This is a genomic window from Rhizobium sp. R693 (assembly GCF_002211315.1).
In the GTDB taxonomy this organism is placed as follows: Bacteria; Pseudomonadota; Alphaproteobacteria; order Rhizobiales; family Rhizobiaceae; genus Rhizobium.
This window is the reverse complement of sequence record NZ_LOKY01000002.1, coordinates 105877-127130: the sequence shown is the minus strand read 5'-3', so window position 1 is coordinate 127130 and position 21254 is coordinate 105877. Positions and strand designations below refer to the sequence as shown.

At 60.3% G+C, this 21254-nt stretch carries 21 protein-coding genes; 11 read left to right on the top strand and 10 right to left on the bottom strand.

The window, feature by feature from the left end; translation table 11 throughout:
- From ATY79_RS03395 to ATY79_RS03385, 3 genes are read right to left on the bottom strand one after another with little or no spacing between them, the layout of a single operon-like run.
- Positions 1-2814 (bottom strand): DUF4159 domain-containing protein, encoded by a 2814-nt coding sequence (locus ATY79_RS03395; protein ID WP_088695301.1) that lies wholly within the window; start codon positions 2812-2814, stop codon positions 1-3.
- Positions 2811-3731, bottom strand: coding sequence for a DUF58 domain-containing protein (locus tag ATY79_RS03390; protein ID WP_088703069.1), 921 nt, complete (start codon positions 3729-3731; stop codon positions 2811-2813). The genes ATY79_RS03395 and ATY79_RS03390 overlap by 4 nt, the downstream gene beginning before the upstream one ends.
- A gap of 12 nt (positions 3732-3743) precedes the next feature.
- Positions 3744-4754, bottom strand: coding sequence for a MoxR family ATPase (locus ATY79_RS03385; protein ID WP_088703068.1), 1011 nt, complete (start codon positions 4752-4754; stop codon positions 3744-3746).
- Positions 4755-4912: 158 nt separating this feature from the next.
- On the opposite strand from ATY79_RS03385, the gene ATY79_RS03380 reads away from it, so the two are divergent.
- Genes ATY79_RS03380 through ATY79_RS03370 form a run of 3 tightly spaced genes read left to right on the top strand, consistent with a single transcriptional unit; the run spans position 4913 to position 7436 of the window.
- On the top strand, positions 4913-5536 hold the full coding sequence (locus ATY79_RS03380) for a DUF1285 domain-containing protein (RefSeq protein WP_088695304.1): 624 nt from the start codon (positions 4913-4915) through the stop codon (positions 5534-5536).
- Entirely contained in the window at positions 5533-6183 is a 651-nt protein-coding gene (locus tag ATY79_RS03375; protein WP_088703067.1) for a CoA pyrophosphatase, read from the top strand. The genes ATY79_RS03380 and ATY79_RS03375 overlap by 4 nt, the downstream gene beginning before the upstream one ends.
- Positions 6180-7436: a CCA tRNA nucleotidyltransferase gene (locus ATY79_RS03370; RefSeq protein WP_088703066.1), complete on the top strand. Its 1257-nt coding sequence runs from the start codon at positions 6180-6182 to the stop codon at positions 7434-7436. The genes ATY79_RS03375 and ATY79_RS03370 overlap by 4 nt, the downstream gene beginning before the upstream one ends.
- Here ATY79_RS03370 and ATY79_RS03365 read toward each other — a convergent pair.
- From ATY79_RS03365 to hemF, 3 genes are all read right to left on the bottom strand, one after another.
- Positions 7433-7618: a DUF1059 domain-containing protein gene (locus ATY79_RS03365; protein ID WP_025581808.1), complete on the bottom strand. Its 186-nt coding sequence runs from the start codon at positions 7616-7618 to the stop codon at positions 7433-7435. The two genes, ATY79_RS03370 and ATY79_RS03365, sit on opposite strands and share 4 nt — an antisense overlap.
- A 120-nt stretch (positions 7619-7738) precedes the next feature.
- Complete coding sequence (locus tag ATY79_RS03360) at positions 7739-7996, bottom strand: hypothetical protein (protein WP_088695308.1); 258 nt, start codon at positions 7994-7996, stop codon at positions 7739-7741.
- Between the two features lie 92 nt (positions 7997-8088).
- A complete protein-coding gene (hemF, locus tag ATY79_RS03355) occupies positions 8089-9003 on the bottom strand; it encodes an oxygen-dependent coproporphyrinogen oxidase (protein WP_088695309.1) in 915 nt (304 codons plus the stop codon).
- Between the two features lie 166 nt (positions 9004-9169).
- Here hemF and ATY79_RS03350 point away from each other — a divergent pair, with 166 nt between their 5' ends.
- On the top strand, positions 9170-9430 hold the full coding sequence (locus tag ATY79_RS03350) for a hypothetical protein (RefSeq protein WP_007534061.1): 261 nt from the start codon (positions 9170-9172) through the stop codon (positions 9428-9430).
- A 3-nt stretch (positions 9431-9433) separates the two neighbouring features.
- Here the strand turns inward: ATY79_RS03350 and ATY79_RS03345 are convergent, their stop codons facing one another.
- Both ATY79_RS03345 and ATY79_RS03340 read right to left on the bottom strand, forming a co-directional pair.
- Positions 9434-11080: a Na/Pi cotransporter family protein gene (locus ATY79_RS03345; RefSeq protein ID WP_088695310.1), complete on the bottom strand. Its 1647-nt coding sequence runs from the start codon at positions 11078-11080 to the stop codon at positions 9434-9436.
- Positions 11081-11277: 197 nt separating this feature from the next.
- Positions 11278-11739 carry a tRNA (cytidine(34)-2'-O)-methyltransferase gene (locus tag ATY79_RS03340; RefSeq protein WP_088695311.1) on the bottom strand — a complete coding sequence of 154 codons (462 nt, stop codon included), beginning with the start codon at positions 11737-11739 and terminating at the stop codon, positions 11278-11280.
- Positions 11740-12123: 384 nt separating this feature from the next.
- Between ATY79_RS03340 and ATY79_RS03335 the strand changes: the two genes are divergently transcribed.
- Entirely contained in the window at positions 12124-13980 is a 1857-nt protein-coding gene (locus ATY79_RS03335) for an ABC transporter ATP-binding protein (protein ID WP_088703065.1), read from the top strand.
- A 61-nt stretch (positions 13981-14041) separates the two neighbouring features.
- On the opposite strand, the gene ATY79_RS03330 is transcribed toward ATY79_RS03335, so the two are convergent.
- Positions 14042-14251, bottom strand: coding sequence for a hypothetical protein (locus tag ATY79_RS03330; RefSeq protein WP_088695313.1), 210 nt, complete (start codon positions 14249-14251; stop codon positions 14042-14044).
- 182 nt (positions 14252-14433) lie between these two features.
- Between ATY79_RS03330 and ATY79_RS03325 the strand changes: the two genes are divergently transcribed.
- Positions 14434-16353, top strand: coding sequence for an ABC transporter ATP-binding protein (locus ATY79_RS03325; RefSeq protein ID WP_088695314.1), 1920 nt, complete (start codon positions 14434-14436; stop codon positions 16351-16353).
- Here the strand turns inward: ATY79_RS03325 and ATY79_RS03320 are convergent.
- Positions 16309-17241, bottom strand: coding sequence for an endonuclease/exonuclease/phosphatase family protein (locus tag ATY79_RS03320; protein WP_088695315.1), 933 nt, complete (start codon positions 17239-17241; stop codon positions 16309-16311). The two genes, ATY79_RS03325 and ATY79_RS03320, sit on opposite strands and share 45 nt — an antisense overlap.
- A 286-nt stretch (positions 17242-17527) precedes the next feature.
- Here ATY79_RS03320 and petA point away from each other — a divergent pair, with 286 nt between their 5' ends.
- The 5 genes from petA to ATY79_RS31950 all read left to right on the top strand — a co-directional run bounded on the left by petA (position 17528) and on the right by ATY79_RS31950 (position 21251).
- Positions 17528-18106, top strand: coding sequence for a ubiquinol-cytochrome c reductase iron-sulfur subunit (gene petA, locus ATY79_RS03315; RefSeq protein WP_088695316.1), 579 nt, complete (start codon positions 17528-17530; stop codon positions 18104-18106).
- Positions 18107-18119: 13 nt separating this feature from the next.
- Positions 18120-19397 (top strand): cytochrome b N-terminal domain-containing protein, encoded by a 1278-nt coding sequence (locus ATY79_RS03310; protein WP_088695317.1) that lies wholly within the window; start codon positions 18120-18122, stop codon positions 19395-19397.
- A gap of 26 nt (positions 19398-19423) precedes the next feature.
- A complete protein-coding gene (locus ATY79_RS03305; RefSeq protein ID WP_088695318.1) occupies positions 19424-20320 on the top strand; it encodes a cytochrome c1 in 897 nt (298 codons plus the stop codon).
- 116 nt (positions 20321-20436) lie between these two features.
- Positions 20437-20979, top strand: a complete 543-nt coding sequence (locus tag ATY79_RS03300; protein WP_088695319.1) for an adenine phosphoribosyltransferase — start codon at positions 20437-20439, stop codon at positions 20977-20979.
- A gap of 44 nt (positions 20980-21023) precedes the next feature.
- Positions 21024-21251, top strand: coding sequence for a hypothetical protein (locus ATY79_RS31950; RefSeq protein WP_088703064.1), 228 nt, complete (start codon positions 21024-21026; stop codon positions 21249-21251).
- The last annotated feature ends 3 nt before the right edge of the window (positions 21252-21254 follow it).

Here is a 21254-nt window from a genome sequence, read left to right as displayed (position 1 = left end):
TCACTGTCCCAACCGTTCCAGGAGAGCTGGGACATGGACCTGATCGGTCTTGTAGTTGCCGGTTAGCATGTACATCATGATGTTGACGCCGCTGCGATAGGCGTATTCGCGCTGTGTCTCGTCCGGCGGGACCGTCGGCAACATCGGTACCCCGTTGTCATCGACGGCCCAGGCGCCGGCAAAATCGTTGCCGGTGATGAGGATTGGAGAAACACCGTCGGCCGTGGCCGCCGACTTGGCGTTTTCGGGACGATTTTCTTGGCGTGCTTCAATCCAGAGCGGGCTGCCCGTGTAGCGGCCGGGAAAGCTTGAGAGCAGGTAGAACGATTTCGTTAGTACGTGGTCCGACGGCACCGGTTCCAGCGGCGGAATATCGAGATTGGCGAGGATCTGCTGCAATCGCTCGCCATTGGCGCTGACCGAGCTTCCATTGCTGTCGAGCGCGCTAAACTGATCGCGCGTATCGAAGAGCACGGTTCCGCCCGCGCGCATATAGGCATCGATCTTGTTGATCGCAGCGGCCGAGGGCATGGGCGCGGTCGCCGAGATCGGCCAATAGATGATCGGATAGAAGGTGAGCTCATCCTTCGTGAGATCCACGCCGACAGGCGGCGATGGCTCCAACGTGGTGCGGTATGTCAGGAATTCCGTCAGGCCTTCCAGCCCGCGTTCGGATATGTGGTCGACCTCCTGTTCGCCGGTGACGACATAGGCGAGGTGTGTATTGTCGAGCCGCTGGAAGATCTGATCGTCGCCGGGCTTGGAGTCATCGGCATTTGATTGTCCCGGCAGCAGAAAGAAGGCCGCACTGACCGCCACTGCGACAAGCGCTGCTGTACGCGCCGCCGAGCGCAGCCTCGAAAAGGCTCCGCTCATGAACATCACGATCAGGCTGTCCGCCAGCAACAACAGGAAGGCGATCAGGAACAGCGCAGGCTTTGCCGACCAGGTTTCACCGCCGATCAACCCTTCGCGCACGACGGTGAGACCTGAGGCATCTAGCGGTTTCAGTTCGGCATTTTTCGGCAGGACGTTCAGCGCCGTAAATCCTTCTTCCGATCCGTAGAGGCCGGGTGGGTTATCGAAGCTTGCAACCGGCGTCACTTTGGCGTTCGGGATCAGCGGACGCGCCGTGCCGGTTTCGGTCGTGAGTGCGCCCTTCGCGGTCAGCAACCGGAAAGGCGGCAAGGCCTCAGCAGTCGAGGCGCCGCTGGCCTCGGCGGTAACGCCGCCGGAACGCGACAGCTGGACGAGGCGACGCAGCATCTCGACAAAATTGCCGGAGATCGGCAAATCGGACCACGTCGCTTCGGCGCTGACATGGAACAGGACGATCCGGCCTGCATTGATCGGCTTCGTCGTAACGAGGGGCGTGCCATCGGCGAGGCTTGCCCAAGTGCGTTCTGCAAGGTCCGGCGTCGGCTCCGCGAGAACTTGCCGCTTGACCGTAACATCCGTCGGCTTCGGCATCCCGGCAAAGGGGCCAAAGGTCGGAAATTCGGCGAGCGGCTGCGGCTCTGCCCATGAGAGCGCCCCACCCAATGCACGTTCGCCCTGGCGCAACGTCACCGGCACCAACGGATCGTCGGCGGGTGCGGCGGCAAGGCGCGGACCCGCAAAGCGAACGAGCGTTCCGCCGTTCGCGATCCAGCGCTGCAGCGGCTCGTAGGTTCCCTGGGGCAGGCGGCCAATATCCGCCATGATGATGACAGATGGATTCTGCGACAGCAGATCCGGGATCGAGGTCGCAAGATCGGGCGTGTTCGGTTCGATCAGGTCGGCATAAGGCTGCAGGGCGCGCTGGATGTAATAAAGCGGCGAAAGCAGTGGCTGGAACGTGTCGCCGACTTCGCCCGATAGCAGGACGACGCGGCGACGTTTGAAGCCATCGTCGAGCAGGTGCACGGCGCCAGCCGTAGCGTGATTATCGATGCTGACGCGCGCGAAATCGTTGCGCATTTCAAACGGTGCGGTGATCGATCCGGTCGCGACGCTCTGACCCGGTTGGAAGTCGATCGAGCCAGCCGCGATCGCGCGTCCCTGCGTGTCCTGCGCGGTGATCAGGCGCGAGGCGGCAGCGGCATTGTCAAGGCGCGTGGCGGTCACCGTCATCGCATCGGCGGCATTGTTTGCCGACGTGATCGCGATCGTCTCGTTCGCGTCCCCGGAAATCAGTCGCAATTGGGCCGGCGAGAGATCGGAAAGCTCGCGGACGGTCGCGTCGTTCTCGCTTGCAGCGGCACCGTCAGTGAGAAAAGCGAGAGTGCCAGGATGGACGCCGTTCAGCGCGGCGCGGAGAGCTTCGAAAGCGCGCTGGCGATCCGGCACAAGCGGCTTCGGTTCCGCGGCACGCAGCTTGTCGCGGGCGGCGGCTGCCGTTCCAGGGACGGCATCGTTGGTCGGGTCGGCAGTGAAGGCGATCGCCACCGGAGTACCAGCCGATTCTGCGTCATCAATCAGCGCGTCGGCCGTCTTCACGCGGCGATCCCAATCTGGTGACGTGGCCCAGCCGTTGTCAACAAAGAGCACGAGCGGGCCACCGGAAGCGATTGAATTCGTACGCGGATTGAAGACCGGGTCGGCGATAGCCAAAATGACGGCAGTGGCCAACAGCATGCGCAGCAAGGTCAGCCACCAGGGGCTCTGGGCCGGGGTTTCCTCCCGCTTCAGGACCGTCGCCAAAATCTTCAGCGGCGGAAAGACTTCCGTCTTCGGGCGCGGGGGCGTCAGTCTCAGCAGCCACCAGATGATCGGCAGGGCGAGGAGCGCGCCGAGGATTGCGGGGTAGGCGAAGGCAAAGGGAAGAGCGCTCACGTGCGTTCTCCCTGCGTTATCCTCGCGGGCATGCCCGAGAGATACATGTGAACGGCGACCAGTGCTTCGGAGGCGAGATGGTCAGTCCGGTGGCTGACAAAGGTCCAGCCCATATGACGCAACGCCTGGCCAAGATCATCCCGGCGGCCGAGGTAGGCGCGGGTATAAGCTTCGCGAACATGCTCGGCCCGGCCGGATGTCAGCTTCGACCCCGTCTCGGGATCGGTGAATTCGGTGCGGCCATCATAGGGGAAAAGCTCTTCGGCCGGATCGGCGATCTCGATGACGTGGCCGCGCAGACCGCGCCGCGCCAGGGGACCGATGCGCGCCATGACCGCGGATGCATCATCAAGGAAATCACCGATCAGCACGAGTTCGCTCCAACCGCGGATCATGGCTGTGTCGGGCAGTCCTCCGCTCAGCGGCGCGTGCATCAGTGCCGCTGCAAGTCGTTCGGCGGCATTGCGCGCGGCGATCGGTTCCATGACGCCTGGGCATCCGATTCGTTCGCCGGAGCGCGCCAGGATTTCGGCAAGCGCCAGCATGATAACGAGCGCCCGGCCTTCCTTCGAGACATTTCCGAACGTCGATTTGTACATCATCGAGGGAGACATGTCGGCCCAAAGCCAGACCGTATGGGCTGCCTCCCACTCGCGGTCACGGATGTAGGTGTGGTCGTCGCGTGCCGAGCGGCGCCAGTCGATGCGAGACAGGCTCTCGCCTTCGCTATAGGGACGGAACTGCCAGAAGTTCTCGCCGATGCCGCGTTTGCGACGGCCATGCCAGCCGGCGATGACGGTGTTTGCGATCCGCTTGGCCTCGACGAGACAATCCGGCACAAGGCTCGCTCGCTGCCTTGCGCGGGCGAGCGCATCATTGCCCGAGGTCGGATTGACGATCTGTCCGATGGGTGCCACGCAGACGCTTCCTTATCCCTTGGCCTGCTTGACCAGCCCACCAATGACGTCGCGAACCGACATGCCTTCCGCCCGCGCGGCAAACGTCAACGCCATGCGGTGCTGCAGTACGGGTTCGGCGAGCGCGTGGACATCGTCGACTGATGGTGCAAGGCGGCCTTCGTACAGAGCGCGAGCGCGGGCGCAAAGCATCATAGCCTGGCCAGCGCGCGGACCCGGACCCCAGGCGACGTTCTTGTCGGTCGCGGCATTTCCCTGACTGGGGCGAGCCGAGCGGACAAGCGCGAGGATCGCGTCGACAACCTTGTCGCTGACCGGCATCTGGCGGATGAGCGTCTGGATTTCGACGAGGCGCTCCGCGTCCAGGATTACTTGCGGCGCCGTCTCGCCGATTCCGGTCGTCTCGAGCAGGATCTGTCGTTCCGCGGCGAGCTCCGGATAGTGGACGTCGACCTGGAGGAGAAAGCGGTCGAGCTGGGCCTCCGGTAGAGGATAAGTGCCTTCCTGTTCCAGCGGATTCTGGGTGGCAAGGACGTGGAACGGAGCGGGCAAGTCATAGCGATGCCCGGCGACGGTGATGTGGTATTCCTGCATGGACTGCAGCAGGGCCGACTGCGTGCGCGGCGACGCCCGGTTGATTTCGTCGGCCATGAGGAGCTGGGCGAACACCGGGCCCTTGACGAAACGGAAGGAGCGGCGGCCGCTGTCGTCCTGGTCCATCACTTCCGAGCCCAGGATATCGGAGGGCATCAGATCCGGTGTAAACTGGATGCGGTTGGAGGCAAGGCCGAGCACTTCGCCGAGCGTCGTGACGAGTTTGGTCTTGGCAAGGCCCGGGACGCCGACCAGCAAGGCATGGCCGCCCGAGAGAACCGCGAGGAGGGTGTTCTCCACGACGCTTTCCTGGCCGAAGATCACCTTCGAGACTTCGCCCCGGACGGCGGCAATATCTGCAAGGGCCTTCTCGGCCGCGGCGATGATCGCCTTTTCATCGAGAGGGGCTTCGGTCTTCATCATACCCATAAGGCATCTCCAGCGGCTGATATCTTTCGTCGCGAATCGGCAGACTTACACGCAATCGTCATACCAGATAGAGTTATGGAGATGTTGCGGGCTGACAAGTTCGTTCCGAATGACTATCTCGTGACCCTCTGGAGTTAAAGACAAACCGGGACAGAAGAATGGCAGCCGAAGAGATCAAGGCGACAACGGATGCGGCCGGTCTTGCCGCGCTGATTTCGCGCGCGGCCGGCGACGCAGGAGCCAAAGCCCGCGGCCTTCCGCCCGTCGACAAGTGGAATCCGCCGTTCTGCGGCGATATCGATATGGAAATCCGAGCGGACGGCACGTGGTTCTACATGGGAACGCCGATCGGCCGGGCGCCGCTTGTCAGGTTGTTTTCGACTGTCCTCCGCAAGGATGAGGATGGGAAGACCTACCTTGTAACGCCCGTGGAAAGGGTGGGTATCCGCGTTGTAGATGCGCAGTTCGTGGCCGTTGAAATGAACGCCGGTGAAAGGGATGGTGAGCCGCTGCTGACGTTCCGGACCAATGTCGGCGACGTGGTCGAGGCTGGGCCGGAGCATCCTCTTCGCTTTGTAATTCACGGTGAAAACAGCGAGTTGAAGCCCTATCTTCATGTGCGTGGGCGGCTGGAAGCGCTGGTTTCGCGGCCCATCATGTACGAACTCGTCGAACTCGGCGAGCGCCTTGAAGTCGATGGCAAGACGATGTTTTGTCTCCGCTCCGGGGGGATGACTTTTCCCGTAATGCCCGCGGACGAACTGGATGCACTTTCCCGATGACCAATGCTTTGATCGAAAACCGTTCGCTCTATTCAGCGGCTGAATTCCGCCGTCGCGCCCTTCACCAGAGTGGTGGCCCGGTGGATCTCTCCTGGCGCGACCATGGCGATCATATTCTCAACCCCGATATTATTACTCAGGTTGAGACCTTCAAACTTCGAGATGCTGCGGTGCTCGTGCCGGTCATCGACGATGGTGATGATGCGCATGTAATTTTTACACAGCGCACGGCGACGCTGCGCAAGCACTCCGGACAGATTGCGTTTCCGGGTGGGAAGATCGACGCTATCGACGGCTCCGCCGAAAAGGCTGCAATCCGTGAAACCGAGGAGGAGATCGGTATCGACGGGTCGTTCGTCGAGACGGTGGCGCGGCTTCCGAACTATCTCGCGTCGACGGGCTTCCGCATTACGCCGGTGCTGGCGGTTGTCCGGCGCGGTTTCGAGCTGAAGCTTAATCCAACGGAAGTGGATGACGTCTTCGAGGTGCCGCTGTCCTTTCTCATGAATCCGGCCAATCATAGCCGCGACCGGCGCGTGCTCGACGGGCTCGAACGGCATTTCTACCGGGTGCCCTATGAAAGCCGGATGATCTGGGGCATTACCGCCGGCATCGTTCGCACCCTCTATGAAAGGCTCTATGCATGACCAACCTTGGCCACGAGGCATGGTTCAAGGACCCGGCGCTGACGCGCGTGTTCACGCTGCTCAACGCCGATGGAGGAGAGGGGCGCGTCGTCGGCGGTGCCGTCCGCAACAGTCTCATGGGGCTCCCGGTCAGTGATATCGATGTTGCGACGACACTCACGCCGGAACAGGTCATCGAGCGTGCGGCTGCCGCTGGCATCAAGGCTGTTCCGACCGGCGTGGCACATGGCACCGTGACTCTTGTCATTGATGGCAAGCCCTTCGAGGTCACGACGCTGAGGGCCGATGTGGAAACTGACGGGCGCCGGGCCAAGGTCGCCTTCAGTTCGGATTGGCAGACGGATGCGGAGCGTCGCGACCTGACCATCAATGCACTTTATGTCGACGCCAAAGGTGATGTGATCGACCTGGTCGGTGGTCTTGCCGATATCGAGAAGCGCAATATCCGCTTCATCGGGGACGCGGCGACGCGTGTTGCCGAGGACTATCTGCGTATCCTGCGATTTTTCCGGTTCTTCGCCTATTATGGTTCCGGTCGTCCGGACGCGGATGGGCTGAGGGCATGCGCAGCGGCTCGGGACAAGCTGAAGACACTTTCCGCCGAAAGGGTATGGTCGGAACTCCGCAAGTTGCTCGGCGCCGGGGATCCTGGCCGGGCACTCCTGTGGATGCGGCAGGTCGGCGTGCTCAGCGAAATCCTGCCGGAGACAGAGAAGTGGGGTATCGACACCATTCCGACGCTGATCGGCACGGAGCAAGTGCTTGGCTGGAGACCGGATCCGCTTCTACGCCTCGCCGCCATCATTCCACCCGATGCTGATCGGCTGGAGAAGATGGCGATACGCCTTAAGCTTTCCAATGCCGAGGCCGCCTGGTTCAAAGCATGGGCCAAAGCGCCTGTTATCAATGACGAATTGTCGTCGGTTGCCTTTGCGCGATTGCTCTACCGGCACGGCGCGGACGGGATACTAACACGTTTGAAACTTGCGCTGGCAACGGCACGGGGCAAGGCGGAAGGCGACATGCAGGAGATGGCTCGCTCGGCGAGGCTCAGTAAGCTGCTTGAATTGGCGCAAGGCTGGAGGAAGCCGCAGTTCCCGATCAATGGCGGCGACGTCTTGGGTGCGGGCGTGCCGGCCGGGAAGCAGGTTGGTGAGACGCTGTCGGCTTTGGAAGATTTCTGGGTCGGAGAAAACTTCGCTCCGGACCGGGCGGCGCTGCTCGCCCGGCTGAACAGTCTGACAAATAGCTAAGCGGCCGTCGCCTCGTTGCGAATCCGGGCCTTGATGTTGTCGATCATGTTCTCGCGGATCACGGTTTCCCCGTGAGCGCTCCTCATGTGCTCGACGACGCGGCGGACGATCTCCGCATCATCATTCGCCCGGGTATGCCAGTCGCATCCGGGGACAAGAGTTCCACATTCGAAGAGTCTCATTTTTTCCTCCTTCTGTCGGATTTCATGCCATTGCGCGCTGCCGCAATGTTTGAATGTTCGAAGCGGTAAGAAGGTTCCGGTCCGGCCGGCGCGAAGGACCGGCCGGCGGTCATTTTCTCGTTATTCCGGCATCGCCCAGGCTCTGTAGCAATCTACTGCTGCTTTGTTGTCTTGATTTGCCGCGAGGTCGAGTTCCTCCGGCGTCTTGCCACCGGCCAGTTGAAGCTTTACCTGCTCGATGAAGCAGGAAAGCGGCAAGTCGGAGCCGCTTTTTGCCCGCAGCCGTTCCGCAATCCGGCGTAGAAACTCGGGCGTATCCAAGGGCATAAGAGGCTCGTGAGCACCCGCCGATGCCGCAGAGCTGCTTTGTATCGTCATGAACAATCCTCCTCCGATTGTTACGCGTACATGCCTAAACCTAGTGGTCCAGTTTCCGAATTTAAGCCCTCCAGCCCTCTTTATTTGTCCGGTCAAGGCCAGAGCACGAGAGGGGGCAGAGACGAGAGAATGGACTCTACATTTCCTCCTGTCTTGAGGCCAAAGATTGTACCTCGATCGTAGAGCAGATTGAACTCAACATAGCGCCCACGGCGAATCAATTGTTCGTCACGATCCGCGTCTGTCCACTGTTTATTGAAGTTCGAGCGAACGATCCGCGGATAAACCATGGCGAATGCCCTGCCGACATCGCGCGTGAAGGCGAAATCGGCATCCCAACCGCCTGCTTCCTCGCCGGAATGGAGCCAGTCATAAAAGATGCCGCCGATGCCGCGCGGCTCGTTGCGATGCTTGAGGAAGAAATACTCGTCGCACCATGTCTTGTAAGCAGCGTAATCGGCGACGCCGGAGTGGCTGCGACAGGCGATCTCCATCGCCTTGTGGAACAACTGGCTGTCCTCGTCTTCCTGCGTGCGGCGGCGGTCAAGCACCGGCGTCAGATCGGCGCCGCCACCGAACCATCGACTTGAGGTCACCACCATGCGCGTGTTCATGTGCACGGCGGGCACGTTAGGATTGACCGGATGGGCGATGAGCGAGATGCCGGAGGCCCAGAAGCGAGGATCCTCCTTGGCGCCGGGCATCTGAGCGCGGAGGTCGGGCGCGAACTCGCCATAGACGGTGGAAGTGTGCACGCCAACCTTCTCGAAGACGCGGCCGTGCATCATCGACATCCGGCCGCCACCGCCTGCACCATTCTCGCGCGACCAGTCCTTGGCCACGAAACGGCCTGGCTCTCTGTCCGATAGCGGGCCGGTCAGTTCGTTTTCCAACGCTTCGAAGGAGGCGCAGATAGTGTCGCGAAGGCTCTCGAACCAGGCGCGGGCGACGGACTTCTTCTCTTCGATATCGTCAGGCAGGCCGATCGGAAGTTCGGGTCTTTCCATCTTATCTTTCTCCGGGCGCGTCAGAGGTCGATTCGCGCTTTCGTCTTTTCAGTCCTGATAGCAGGTGAGGCACGGTCCTGCCAGCATAGCGGGTGATTGAGGCTTCCTCAGATTCGACTCGCAAAACGCGACTTTCGATATTACCTTTTCCCACAGAGGTAGGCTCATGACGAAAATTCCTGGACCTCCGTCGTTCGAGGGTCTCAAACGACGGATTGCTACCCACCGGGCGGAGGGCACACCCCGGAAGAATGACCGTTTCGTGCGTCAAACATATTGCCTCAACCTGCTTGAGGCTCGCGCCAAGGCGCGTGAATGGTTCGACGAGTATCCCAAGGCGGCGTACTGGACAGAAGTCGAGAGCTGGCGTCAGCTGGAAGGCGATCAGATCGAATTCACGATGCGCCGCTTGCCGTCCGCCGATTGAGCGCTATTCGGCCGCACCTTTCAGTCTGCTTTCGATCAGCAGTCCGCTCTCGTCGAGGATTGGGTGTGCGACGGAGACGATGTGAGCGTTGATGCGCTTCAGGTCGCGCAACATGTCGAGGTGCAGCGAGCTTGTCTGAAGGCTGTCGGCGCGACCATCGCGCAGGCGCTCCAGATGCCGCTCCGACGATTGCTTCTCCATCCGGCGAACCTCGACCTTCACCTCCATCAACTGCTTGGCGAGATTGAAGTCGCGGGTGACGAAGATCGTCTGGGCAATCCGCAGATTGTCGATTGTCAGGTGGAAGAGCTTTCGTAGTTCTTCGTAGCCCTCCTCGGAGAATTTCAAGCCGAGCGAGATCTTCTTCGTCACCTGCGGCATCAGGCCCTTCTCGATGATGTCGCCGATGTGTTCGAGGTTGATCGCATAGTCGATGATGACGATGGAGCGGCGACCGTCCTCTTCGCTCAGGCCACCATGCCCCAGCTTCGAAAGGTAGATTTTCACTTCCTGCTGCAGGCTGTCGACGCGTTTCTCCAGTAATGGAATTTCCTTGAGCTTCGCCAGATCATTGCTTTCAAAAGCGCTTGACGCGCGCAGCAGCATCCGTTCGATCAGATCGCCGACGCCGAGAACCTCGCGCGTGGCGCTGGCAAGGGCGACAACTGGCGTCGAAAGTTCGTGTTGGTCGAGATATTTCGGTCCGCTGTCCGGCTGAGCCTGTTCCGGTACCAGCCTGAGCATCAGTCGCGACAAGGGACGCGAGAAGGGCCATGCAAGTGCTGCAAGCATCAGGTTGAAGCCGAGGTGGGCGTCCACAGGCAGCTTTGCCGGTGCCAGTGGCAGTGCTTCCAGCAATTCGGCACCGAAGCTCGCGAGCGGTAACGCAACCAGGCAGCCGATGGCTCGGACGATCAGATTGCCAAGGGTGACACGCTTGGCGGCAGCCGGTCCGGAGAGCGATGCTATGACAGGCGGAATGGCGCCACCAAGATTGGCGCCGAGCACCAGCACGATGATCAGTCCCGCCGACAGGATGCCCGTCGAGGCGAGCGACAGAATGAGGACGACTGCGGCAAGGCTCGACGACGAGATGAAAGCGATGCCGGCGGAAAAGGCCAGTGCGACCGGCCAGGCATTGTCGAGCAGGGCAACGAAGGCACCAAGCGCCGGCGACTGGCGCATCGGCTCCGTGGCACTGCTCAACAAATGCAGCGACAACAGCATCAGACCGATGCCGATCAGCGCCGTACCGCCGCCCTGACGCGACGACGAGCCACTGCGATGGAGGACCATGCCGGCGAGGATTACCAGTGGAGATAGCCACTCTATGCCGGTTGCCACGATCCAGGCGGTCACAGCGGTTCCGACGTTGGCACCGAGCAAGACGATTTGCGCCATGCGCGGCTTCACCAATTCGCGCTCGACGAAGGAGGCGACCATCAACGCCGTGGCAGTCGAGCTCTGCAGCGCGATCGTCGCGAAGAAGCCCGACACGAACGAGCGCAGGCCGCTGCGCGTGCCGGTGGCAAGGCCGGTGCGCAACCGCGCCCCAAACGCTCTAGAGACACCGTCCTTCACCTGTGCCAGACCGAACAGCAGCAGAGCTACCGCGCCGAACAGGTTGATCATGACGATGGTGGATTCCATGCTGCCTTTCTTTTACGTCTTGCACGAACAAGCGTCGTTCTGTTCGAATCTCTCTTTGCCAAGTGATTGAAAACATGGCTTTCCGGACATTCTTTTTATTGTCCGGCTAAAAACTATACGCCGCTTGGGGGAATTCACAACGCCATTCGCGACATATTCTGAGGCTGTATCGGCATTTGCGTCATTGAGGCCAGAAGTCAACGCCAGACTGTCTGCCGCATGGCCTCTCCAACGATCATTGCCGCCGAGACGGCGACGTTGATGGAGCGTTGGCCCTCTATCATGGGGACAAGTATCCGGGCGTCCGCTGCCGCGTGCACGTGATCGGGGACGCCGGCGCTCTCGCGGCCGAACAGGAGGATGTCGTCGGGCAGGAACTCCAAGTCGGTGTAGCGTTCGGCCGCCTTGGTGGATGCCAGTATCAGGCGGCGGCCGGTGGCCCTTCGCCATTCCTCGAAACGGTCCCAATTGACGTGGCGGGTGAGGGCGGCAGCAGCGATATAATCCATACCAGCCCGCTTGAGATTGCGATCCGATATGTCAAAACCTGCCGGCTCGATGATGTCGACGGCAAAGCCGAGGCAGGCGGCAAGACGCAGGATAGTACCGGTATTCCCCGGGATGTCAGGCTGATAGAGGGCTAGTCTGAGGTCTGCCATAGTGGGTGTCGTCGTTTCCGCTTTCTTCGAGAGACACCTATTGCAACTGTGATTTTGGCGCAACAGGACGCATTTAGGCCTATAATTGTTCAATTTCCGGCCGGTCGGGGCTGGAAATTCTGCTTAATTCGCGTTAAGGGTGCACATCTTTTAATCGCCAAAAGGGAGCGCCAGATGGAAATGTTGCCGCGTATGCGCTCTCGATGCGTGAACCCACGAGTGGCGATCTGGCACGCCTAGTGCCATTTCTTTCCTGAATTCCCATTTCTAATCCATTGCGCGGCTGTCGTGGCCTCGCCCCGTGAACGTCCGGTTCCCATATGAGCTCAAGCGCCGTTTTGCGCGAGTCGGGAGGCCGGAGCGATCAAGTTTCGGAGCATTTTCATGTTTGGCTGGTTCGAACAGCGACTCAATCCCTTCCCCAGCGAGGAGCCGATTGCTCCTCCGAAGGGCCTCTTTGCATTTTGCTGGCATTATACGAAGCCGGCAGCACCGTGGCTCGCCATCATGGCAGTCCTGACCGCGCTGATCGCCGTGGGCGAGGTGGCGCTCTTCCAGTTCCTGGGCGACATTGTGGACTGGCTGACCAAAGCCGACAAGGCGACATTCCTGCAAACGGAGTGGCCGAGATTGGCGTGGATGGGATCGTTGATCCTCCTTGGCCTACCGCTGGCGGCTGGGCTGGATTCGCTCATCATGCATCAGGTGCTTCTCGGCAACTATCCGATGATCGCACGCTGGCAGATGCATCGCTTCCTGCTGCGTCACAGCATGACCTTCTTTGCCAACGAGTTCGCCGGACGCGTTGCGACGAAGGTGATGCAGACGTCGCTTGCGGTTCGCGAGACGACGATGAAGATCCTCGATGTCTTCGTCTATGTTGTCACGTACTTCCTGTCGATGATCATCGTTATCGCTGCTGCCGACTGGCGGCTGATGATACCGATCCTCGTTTGGCTCGCCGTCTATATCGGCATCGTCGCCTACTTCGTGCCACGGCTTCGCAAGATCGCGGCGCAGCAGGCGGATGCGCGCTCGATGATGACCGGGCGGGTGGTTGACAGCTACACGAACATCGCGACCGTCAAGCTGTTCTCACATGCCGGCCGCGAGGAGACCTACGCGCGTAGCGGCATGGAGGAGTTCCTCGGAACCGTTCATGCGCAGATGCGCCGCGTCACGTTGTTTCACATATCTGTCTATGTGAACAACTGCGTGGCACTCTTCGTGGTGTCGGGTCTGTCCATCTGGTTCTGGCTAAACGGGCAGATTTCGGTGGGCGCCATCGCCATCGCCATTGGTCTTGCCATGCGTGTCAACGGCATGTCGCAGTGGATCATGTGGGAAGTCTCGGCGTTGTTCGAGAACATCGGCACGGTCTATGACGGCATGGAGATGATGACGAAAAAGCACGACATCGTCGACAAGCCGGGCGCGCCGCAGCTGTCAGCGAAGAAGGGCGCAATCCACTACGATCGCATCCGCTTCCACTATGGCAAGGGCAAAGGCGTCATCGACAATCTCTCTCTCGACATCAAGGCGGGTGAGAAGGTCGGTCTGGTCGGTCGCTCCGGCGCCGGCAAGACCACGCTGATGAACCTGTTGCTGCGCTTCTACGATCTGGAGGCTGGCCGCATCACGATCGATGGGCAGGACATCTCGGGCGTGTCCCAGGAGAGCCTGCGTGAATTGATCGGTGTCGTGACGCAGGATACGTCCCTGCTGCACCGGTCGATCCGCGACAACATCGCCTATGGCCGCCCGGATGCGACGGATGCCCAGGTGATCGAAGCCGCCAGACGCGCCAATGCCTGGGACTTCATCGAAGGGCTTGTCGACATGCAGGGCCGGACAGGGCTTGACGCGCAGGTCGGCGAACGCGGCGTGAAGCTCTCCGGCGGCCAGCGTCAGCGCATCGCGATCGCCCGCGTCTTCCTGAAGGACGCGCCGATCCTGGTGCTCGACGAAGCGACGTCGGCGCTCGACTCCGAGGTCGAGGCAGCGATTCAGGAAAACCTGTTTGCGCTGATGGAAGGCAAGACGGTGATTGCAATCGCTCACCGCCTGTCGACCCTGACGGAGATGGATCGCTTGATCGTGCTCGACAAGGGCAAGATCATCCAGGCAGGAGCCCATGCCGAGCTTGTCGAACAGGGCGGCATTTACGCCGACCTGTGGAACCGCCAGTCGGGCGGCTTCCTGGCCGACCATTCCGAAGAAGCGGAAGAGGCGGCCGAATGAACCAGAAGCCCTCCCTGCGGGTGCGGGGAGGGCTTCTCATTTGCATTTGATGTGTGTCGGATCAGAGGCTGTCTGCCCAGTCTTTCACGCGGTTTCCTTCGACAAGCATGCTGTTGGTCGACGCAAGCGTACGCAACGCAAACAGACGCCGCTCTTCCTCACGATCGACCCACGCAGAGATCGCCTCGGCGATAACTTCGTCGTAAGATATTTCCAGCTGTTCAACGATTGCATCAAGTCGTTCCGCAAGGGGCAGCGGAATACTCGACATGACTGTCTTCCTTGCTTGCATCGCGGCCGTCTCCCGTAAAAATCCATTGTACCCCGAGATTGTCACGAGGTCAGTCTCATTCAACGGTGATGCCGTTGTTGTTACCGATTGTTACGAAAATATAAGGTTGCGCCCTGGGGCCGTTGCTTTCCCGCTCTGGCTAATAATCCTATATCGCATTTATGCTGATAAAACGACTCCTCCGTGTCTTCGAAAATTGGATTAATCCCTTTGCGCCGCGGGAAAACATTCAGCCACCGCGCTCCACGTTTGGATTCATCTGGTTCTACATCGGTCAGGCGAAGGCGCCGTTCGTGGCCATGCTCGTCCTCGGCGGCATGTCGGCGGCAATCGAGGCGGCGCTCTTCTGGTTCGTTGGCCGGCTTGTCGATATCCTCGCGACGATCACACCGGCGGCAGGCTGGAGCGGCCTCCTTGCAGCGCACGGCGCTGAACTGTTCGGTATGCTCGTGCTTATCGGCATCGTCCGCTCTGTCGTTGCGCTGTTGATTGCGCTCGTGGATCAGCAGGTGATTACGCCCGGCTTCTATAACCTCGCGCGCTGGCAATCCTACCTGCATGTTTCGCGGCAATCGCTCTCTTTCTTTCAAAGCGATTTCTCCGGCCGCGTCGTCACCAAGGTCTGGTCGGCCGGCCAGGCCACGGGCGACCTGGTGACGTCGCTGATGGAGAGCGTCTGGTTCGTCGGTATCTACGCGGCGACGACGCTGGTCCTCGTCGCCAGGCTGGACTTCTCGCTTGCCGTGGTCGTGCTCTGCTGGCTCTGCGTATTCGGCGTTCTCGCGCGCTATTTCGTGCCGCGCATCCGATTCCATTCCCGGGAAACGGCTGAAGCCGCGTCGATGATCAACGGGCGTATGGTGGATGCCTACAGCAACATCCAGACACTGAAGTTGTTTGCGCGCGACGAGGAGAGCGACCGCTACATGCGGCAAGGCTTCGACTTCTATCAGCATACCGTACTGCGGTTCACGCGCTTCATCACCGGTGTACGCGCCTCGATGGCGCTGCTCTCGGGCATCATGATCGTTACAATGGCCGGACTGAGCGTTCATTTGTGGCTGGCTGGTCTCGTCAGTTCCGGCGCGGTGGCCTTCTCGCTGGCGCTTGTGCTGCGCCTCAATTTCCTTCTCGGCCGACTGATGACCCAGTTCAACGGCATCATGCGTAACCTCGGCACAATCCAGAATGCCGCCGAGTTGATCGCGCAGCCGCTAGGGCTCGTCGATCGCCCGGGTGCCCGCGATCTTGTGATCCGCCAGCCTGGCATCCGCTTCGAGAACGTCTCTTTTCACTATGGCAGGCCAAACGGCGTCATCGGCAACTTTTCACTCACGATCGAACCAGGTGAGAAGGTCGGCATCGTCGGGCGCTCCGGTGCGGGCAAGTCGACGCTGGTGAACCTGCTGCTACGGCTGTACGACCTCGAAGGCGGGCAGATCTTGGTCGACGGCCAGAATATTGCGGCGGTCAGCCAGGAGTCTCTGCGGATGCAGATCGGCGTCGTCAGTCAGGATACGTCGTTGCTGCATCGCTCGGTCCGGGACAATATCCTGTTTGGGCGCCCTGATGCGGGCGAGGCGAAATTGACGGAGGCAGCATTGCGTGCGGAGGCGCTTGGCTTCATCGAGCGCCTGCAAGATCAGAATGGCCGTAAGGGCTTCGACGCCCATGTCGGCGAGCGTGGGGTGAAGCTCTCCGGCGGCCAGCGCCAGCGCATCGCGATTGCTCGTGTCATGCTGAAGGACGCGCCAATACTCGTTCTCGACGAAGCCACATCGGCGCTCGATTCCGAAGTGGAAGAGGCGATCCAATCCAATCTGATCGGCCTCATGCAAGGCAAGACGGTGCTTGCCATCGCGCATCGGCTCTCGACCATTGCCGCACTCGACCGACTGATCGTCGTTGACGATGGCAAGATCATAGAGGAGGGCACGCATGAGACCCTCCTGAAACGTGGAGGTCTCTACGCCGATCTCTGGGCGCGGCAATCCGGTGGGTTCCTTGCCACCGATTTCGACGTGTCGCGGCCAGCGTCAAGGGTCGATGGCAAACTCGGCGATGAGGCCAAAGTGGTTTGATCCCATATTGTCCGCGATCCGCTGGACGGACTTCAATCGCAGCGGCGGACGGGCGAGGACGTGGTCGATGCTGATGCCGAAGTCACGCGCCCTGATCGGCCAGGTCGCCGGCTCGGGAAAGACCGTCTGAAAGCCAGTCGTGCGTATGAAACGCTGGATGCGTGGGTCCAGGATCGCTGAATTAAAGTCTCCGGTGAGGACGAGCGGCCCGTCGATAGCGCCCGTCACGGACCCGAGATCGTCGAGTTCGTCTCCCTGGAAGTCATCGAAGTAGGGTTTGGCGAGATGGGCCGCGAGGAAATTGATCTTCGTTCCCTCGAAGTCGATGACCGAATATGTCAGCCGATTTTGCCACAGTTCGCCAAGGCTGCGGACTTTCTTCTCGATGAATCGACGCTTCGAGAGGACGAGCGTGTCGCATTGGTTGATCTCTTCGCCGCAGCCGATGCGGTACGGATATGTGCCGGACAGGCGTGCGATATAGGGGCGAAGCGGAGCTGCCTCCAGGATGTTCACGACATCGACATTCGAGGCGACGATGAAATCCGCAATTTGCCCGGCATTGGAGAAGTTCTCGTGCTCGATGTTGAAGGACATCACGCTGAAAAGTGGTGGCGTATCAGCAGCCGCTGGCAGAGAGGCGAATTCCCTCAGCATGATAACGCCATGCCCCAGCAACACTACCGCGACGGTCAGTAGCAGGTAGGCATACCAGTGCCGTTTGAGGAGTAGAAGGACGAGGCACCCTGCGACCGCAACCAGGGCAAAATGGATCTGAAAGCTGTAAACGAAGGCGAGAAGCCAAACGTATGTGATGTAGCGCAAAGACATCAGCGCCAGCAACAGCGAGAGGAGGACACTCCCTATGCAGTATAAAGTGTCTTTCATCGGCGGGCGCTGGGATAGGGAGAGGTTAGTGGCGGTCGCCTAGCACGAGGTTCGAATTGGTGCAATGCACAACTGTGGCAAGCATGTGATTGTCTTCGAAAATCATCTGAAAATTCCCGCGACATTGTGCCCTCATGGCCTTGCCAAGGCTGGACATAATTTGCGATCAAGCTTAGAACGCGCCGGATTGGTGGGGAATCTATGGTCGAATTGTGTCGCGACAGATTCGCCGCCGCGAGGGGAAGGGCGGAGTTCCGCAAAAATTGCGCAGAGGATGGTTTAAGCCGTGAGCGAACACGAAACGACAAGCGAGATCACGGGTGAGCCCACTCGCCGTGATTTCCTTTATCTCACCACTGGTATGGCGGGCGCCGTGGGCGCCGTTGCGGTCGCTTGGCCGTTTATCGATCAGATGCGTCCGGATGCTTCGACATTGGCTCTGGCTTCCATCGAAGTCGACGTTTCCAGTCTTGAGCCCGGAATGTCGCTGACCGCCAAGTGGCGCGGCAAGCCTATCTTCATTCGCAACCGTACGCCCGAGGAAGTGAAGGCGGCCGATGAAGTGCCGCTGTCCGACCTGAAGGATCCGGTTGCCCGCAACGCCAACCTGCCTTCTGACGCGCAGGCGACGGCTGTCGACCGTTCCGCCGGCAAGGACAAGGAAAACTGGATCGTCATGATCGGCTCCTGCACCCATCTGGGCTGCATCCCGCTCGGTCAGGCCGGCGAATACAATGGTTGGTTCTGTCCCTGCCATGGCTCGGTCTACGATACGGCCGGCCGCATCCGCAAAGGTCCGGCGCCGCAGAACCTGGCGATCCCGACCTATTCGTTCATTTCCGATAAAGTAATCAAGATCGGTTGAGGGGGACTGATTTATGAGTGGCCATTCCAGCTACGAGCCATCAACCGGCCTTGAGAAGTGGATCGATGCGCGCCTGCCTTTGCCGCGCATGGTCTATGACAGCTTTGTCGCATATCCGGTTCCGCGTAACCTGAACTATGCCTACACCTTCGGCGCCATGCTTGCGGTCATGCTCGTCGTGCAGATCCTGACCGGTGTCGTGCTTGCCATGCACTATGCCGCGGAAACGACGGTTGCGTTCAACTCCGTCGAGAAGATCATGCGTGACGTGAACCACGGCTGGCTGCTGCGCTACATGCACGCCAACGGCGCGTCCTTCTTCTTCGTTGCCGTTTATCTGCACATCGCCCGCGGTCTCTATTACGGCTCCTACAAGGCGCCGCGCGAAATCCTCTGGATCCTCGGTGTTCTGATCTACCTCCTGATGATGGCGACCGGCTTCATGGGCTACGTTCTGCCCTGGGGTCAGATGTCCTTCTGGGGCGCGACGGTTATCACCGGCTTCTTCTCGGCATTCCCGCTGGTTGGCGAGTGGATCCAGCAGTTCCTGCTCGGTGGCTTCGCCGTCGAGAACCCGACGCTGAACCGCTTCTTCTCGCTGCACTACCTGCTGCCCTTCGTTATTGCCGGCGTTGTTGTCCTGCATATCTGGGCGCTGCACGTTGTCGGCCAGACGAATCCGACCGGCGTCGAAGTCAAGACCAAGACGGACACTGTTCGCTTCACGCCTTATGCGACCCTCAAGGACGCGCTTGGCGTTTCGGTCTTCCTGCTGGTCTACGCCTACTTCGTCTTCTACATGCCGAACTTCCTCGGTCACCCGGATAACTATATCCCGGCTGACCCGTTGAAGACGCCGGCCCATATCGTTCCGGAATGGTACTTCCTGCCGTTCTACGCGATGCTGCGCTCGATCACCTTCAATATCGGACCGATCGACTCGAAGCTTGCAGGCGTTCTGGTCATGTTCGGCGCCATCATCGTGCTGTTCTTCCTGCCGTGGCTCGACACGTCGAAGGTTCGCTCGGCTGTCTACCGCCCGTGGTACAAGCTGTTCTACTGGTTGTTCGTCGCCAATGCGATCGTTCTCGGTTGGCTCGGTTCCCAGCCTGCCGAGGGCCTGTACACCACCATCTCGCAGATCTGCACGCTGCTGTACTTCGCCTTCTTCCTGGTTGCCATGCCGGTTCTCGGCCTCGTCGAGACGCCGCGCCGCTTGCCCAATTCAATTACGGAAGCGGTTCTGGAAAAGCGCAACAAGGCGGCGGCCGCTGAGCCGGTCAAGGCCTGAACGTGCGACAGGAAGGGAAGAGAAACATGAAAAAGCTTGTTACAAGCCTCCTGTCGCTTGCTGTCGTCGCTGGTTTGAGCGGCGCGGCATTCGCCCAGGAAGCCGCATCATCGAACGGCGCTGAGCCGGCACATCATGCGGAAGGCGCAACGCCGCACTATCCGCTGCTTCATCCAAAGCATGAAGAGTGGACCTTTGCCGGTCCCATCGGCCACTATGACAAGGGCCAATTGCAGCGCGGTCTGAAGGTCTACACGGAAGTTTGTGCAGCCTGTCACTCAATGAACCTTGTGGCTTTCCGTACACTTGGGGATCTTGGCTACTCCGACGCTCAGGTGAAGGCCTTAGCGGCGAACTACGAAGTTCAGGACGGTCCGAACGCAAGTGGTGACATGTTTACCCGTAAGGCCATTCCGTCGGATCACTTCCCGTCGCCGTTCCCGAACCACGAAGCGGCCGCAGCGGCCAACAACGGTGCGGCTCCTCCGGACTTCTCGCTGATCGCGAAGGCGCGCGGTATCGAGCGCGGTTTCCCGCAGTTTCTGATCGACATGATCCCGTTCGTCGGCGGCTATCAGGAAGGTGGTCCTGATTACATCTATTCGCTGCTGACCGGCTACGATCAACAGCCGCCGGCTGGTGTTCAGGTCGCTGAAGGCACGCACTACAACCCGTACTTCGCCAATGCTGCCGCACTGGCCATGCCAAAACCGCTCTCCGACGGTCAGGTAACATATGACGACGGCTCGCCGGCGACGGTCGACCAGTATGCCAAGGACGTTGCATCCTTCCTGATGTGGGCCGCTGAACCGCACCTTGAAGAGCGCAAGCGTACGGGCTTCATGGTCATGGTCTTCCTGGCCATCTTCACGGGATTGATCTACCTGACCAAGCGCTCGGTCTACGCGAACAAGGAACACTGAGAGCTTCGCTCCAGAGTCTAGTGAAAGGCGGCCTTGGGGCCGCCTTTTTTGTTGGTTCCGTCTGCGGCAATTGATAGGGTGCAGCCGAATTGAAGCATGCAGAGTATGGACATTCCATGAGCGATACGATTTCGGAGCTTGCAGCCAGCATCCGCTCCATCCCGGACTACCCGAAGCCCGGCATCATTTTCCGCGACATCACCACGCTTCTCGGCAATCCGCGCGCCTTCCGCCGCGCCGTCGATGAACTGGTGCAGCCCTATGCCGGGTTGAAGATCGACAAGATTGCCGGAACCGAAGCTCGGGGCTTCATTCTGGGCGGTGCGGTCGCGCATCAGCTTTCGGCGGGGTTCGTACCGATCCGCAAGAAGGGCAAGCTGCCGCGCGATACCGTGCGGGTAGCCTATAGCCTGGAATACGGTGTCGACGAGATGGAGATGCATCGGGATGCGGTGCAGCCGGGTGAGAAGGTCATTCTCGTCGACGACCTGATCGCGACCGGAGGAACGGCGGTCGCCGCCACGCAGCTTTTGCGGCAGATGGGGGCGGAGGTCGTTTCGGCCTGCTTCGTCATCGACCTGCCTGATCTCGGTGGCCGCAAGAAGCTGGAAGAGCTGGGCGTCGACGTCCGTACGCTGGTGGAGTTCGCGGGCCATTAGAGCCTTTCAGGGTTAAAGCGTTCTGTTGGCTCAAACGGAGTCGAATGGTCGACCGGTCGGCGCGCGTCGTAGCCATTTCCTACGGCCAAGCCGGCCGGTCGATCAGGCGGCCCGTTTCAGCCAACCCCGGTGGTTTGCTTGCGAACCAGCTAGGGCCGGGCATCTTTCCACCAGGATCAGAGGCGATCGGCTCAGACGTACATTGGGGTGTGCCCTTCGCCAATCGCCTCTGCCCTGACGAAAACCTGCTCCGGCAGAACGCTTCAATTTAACTC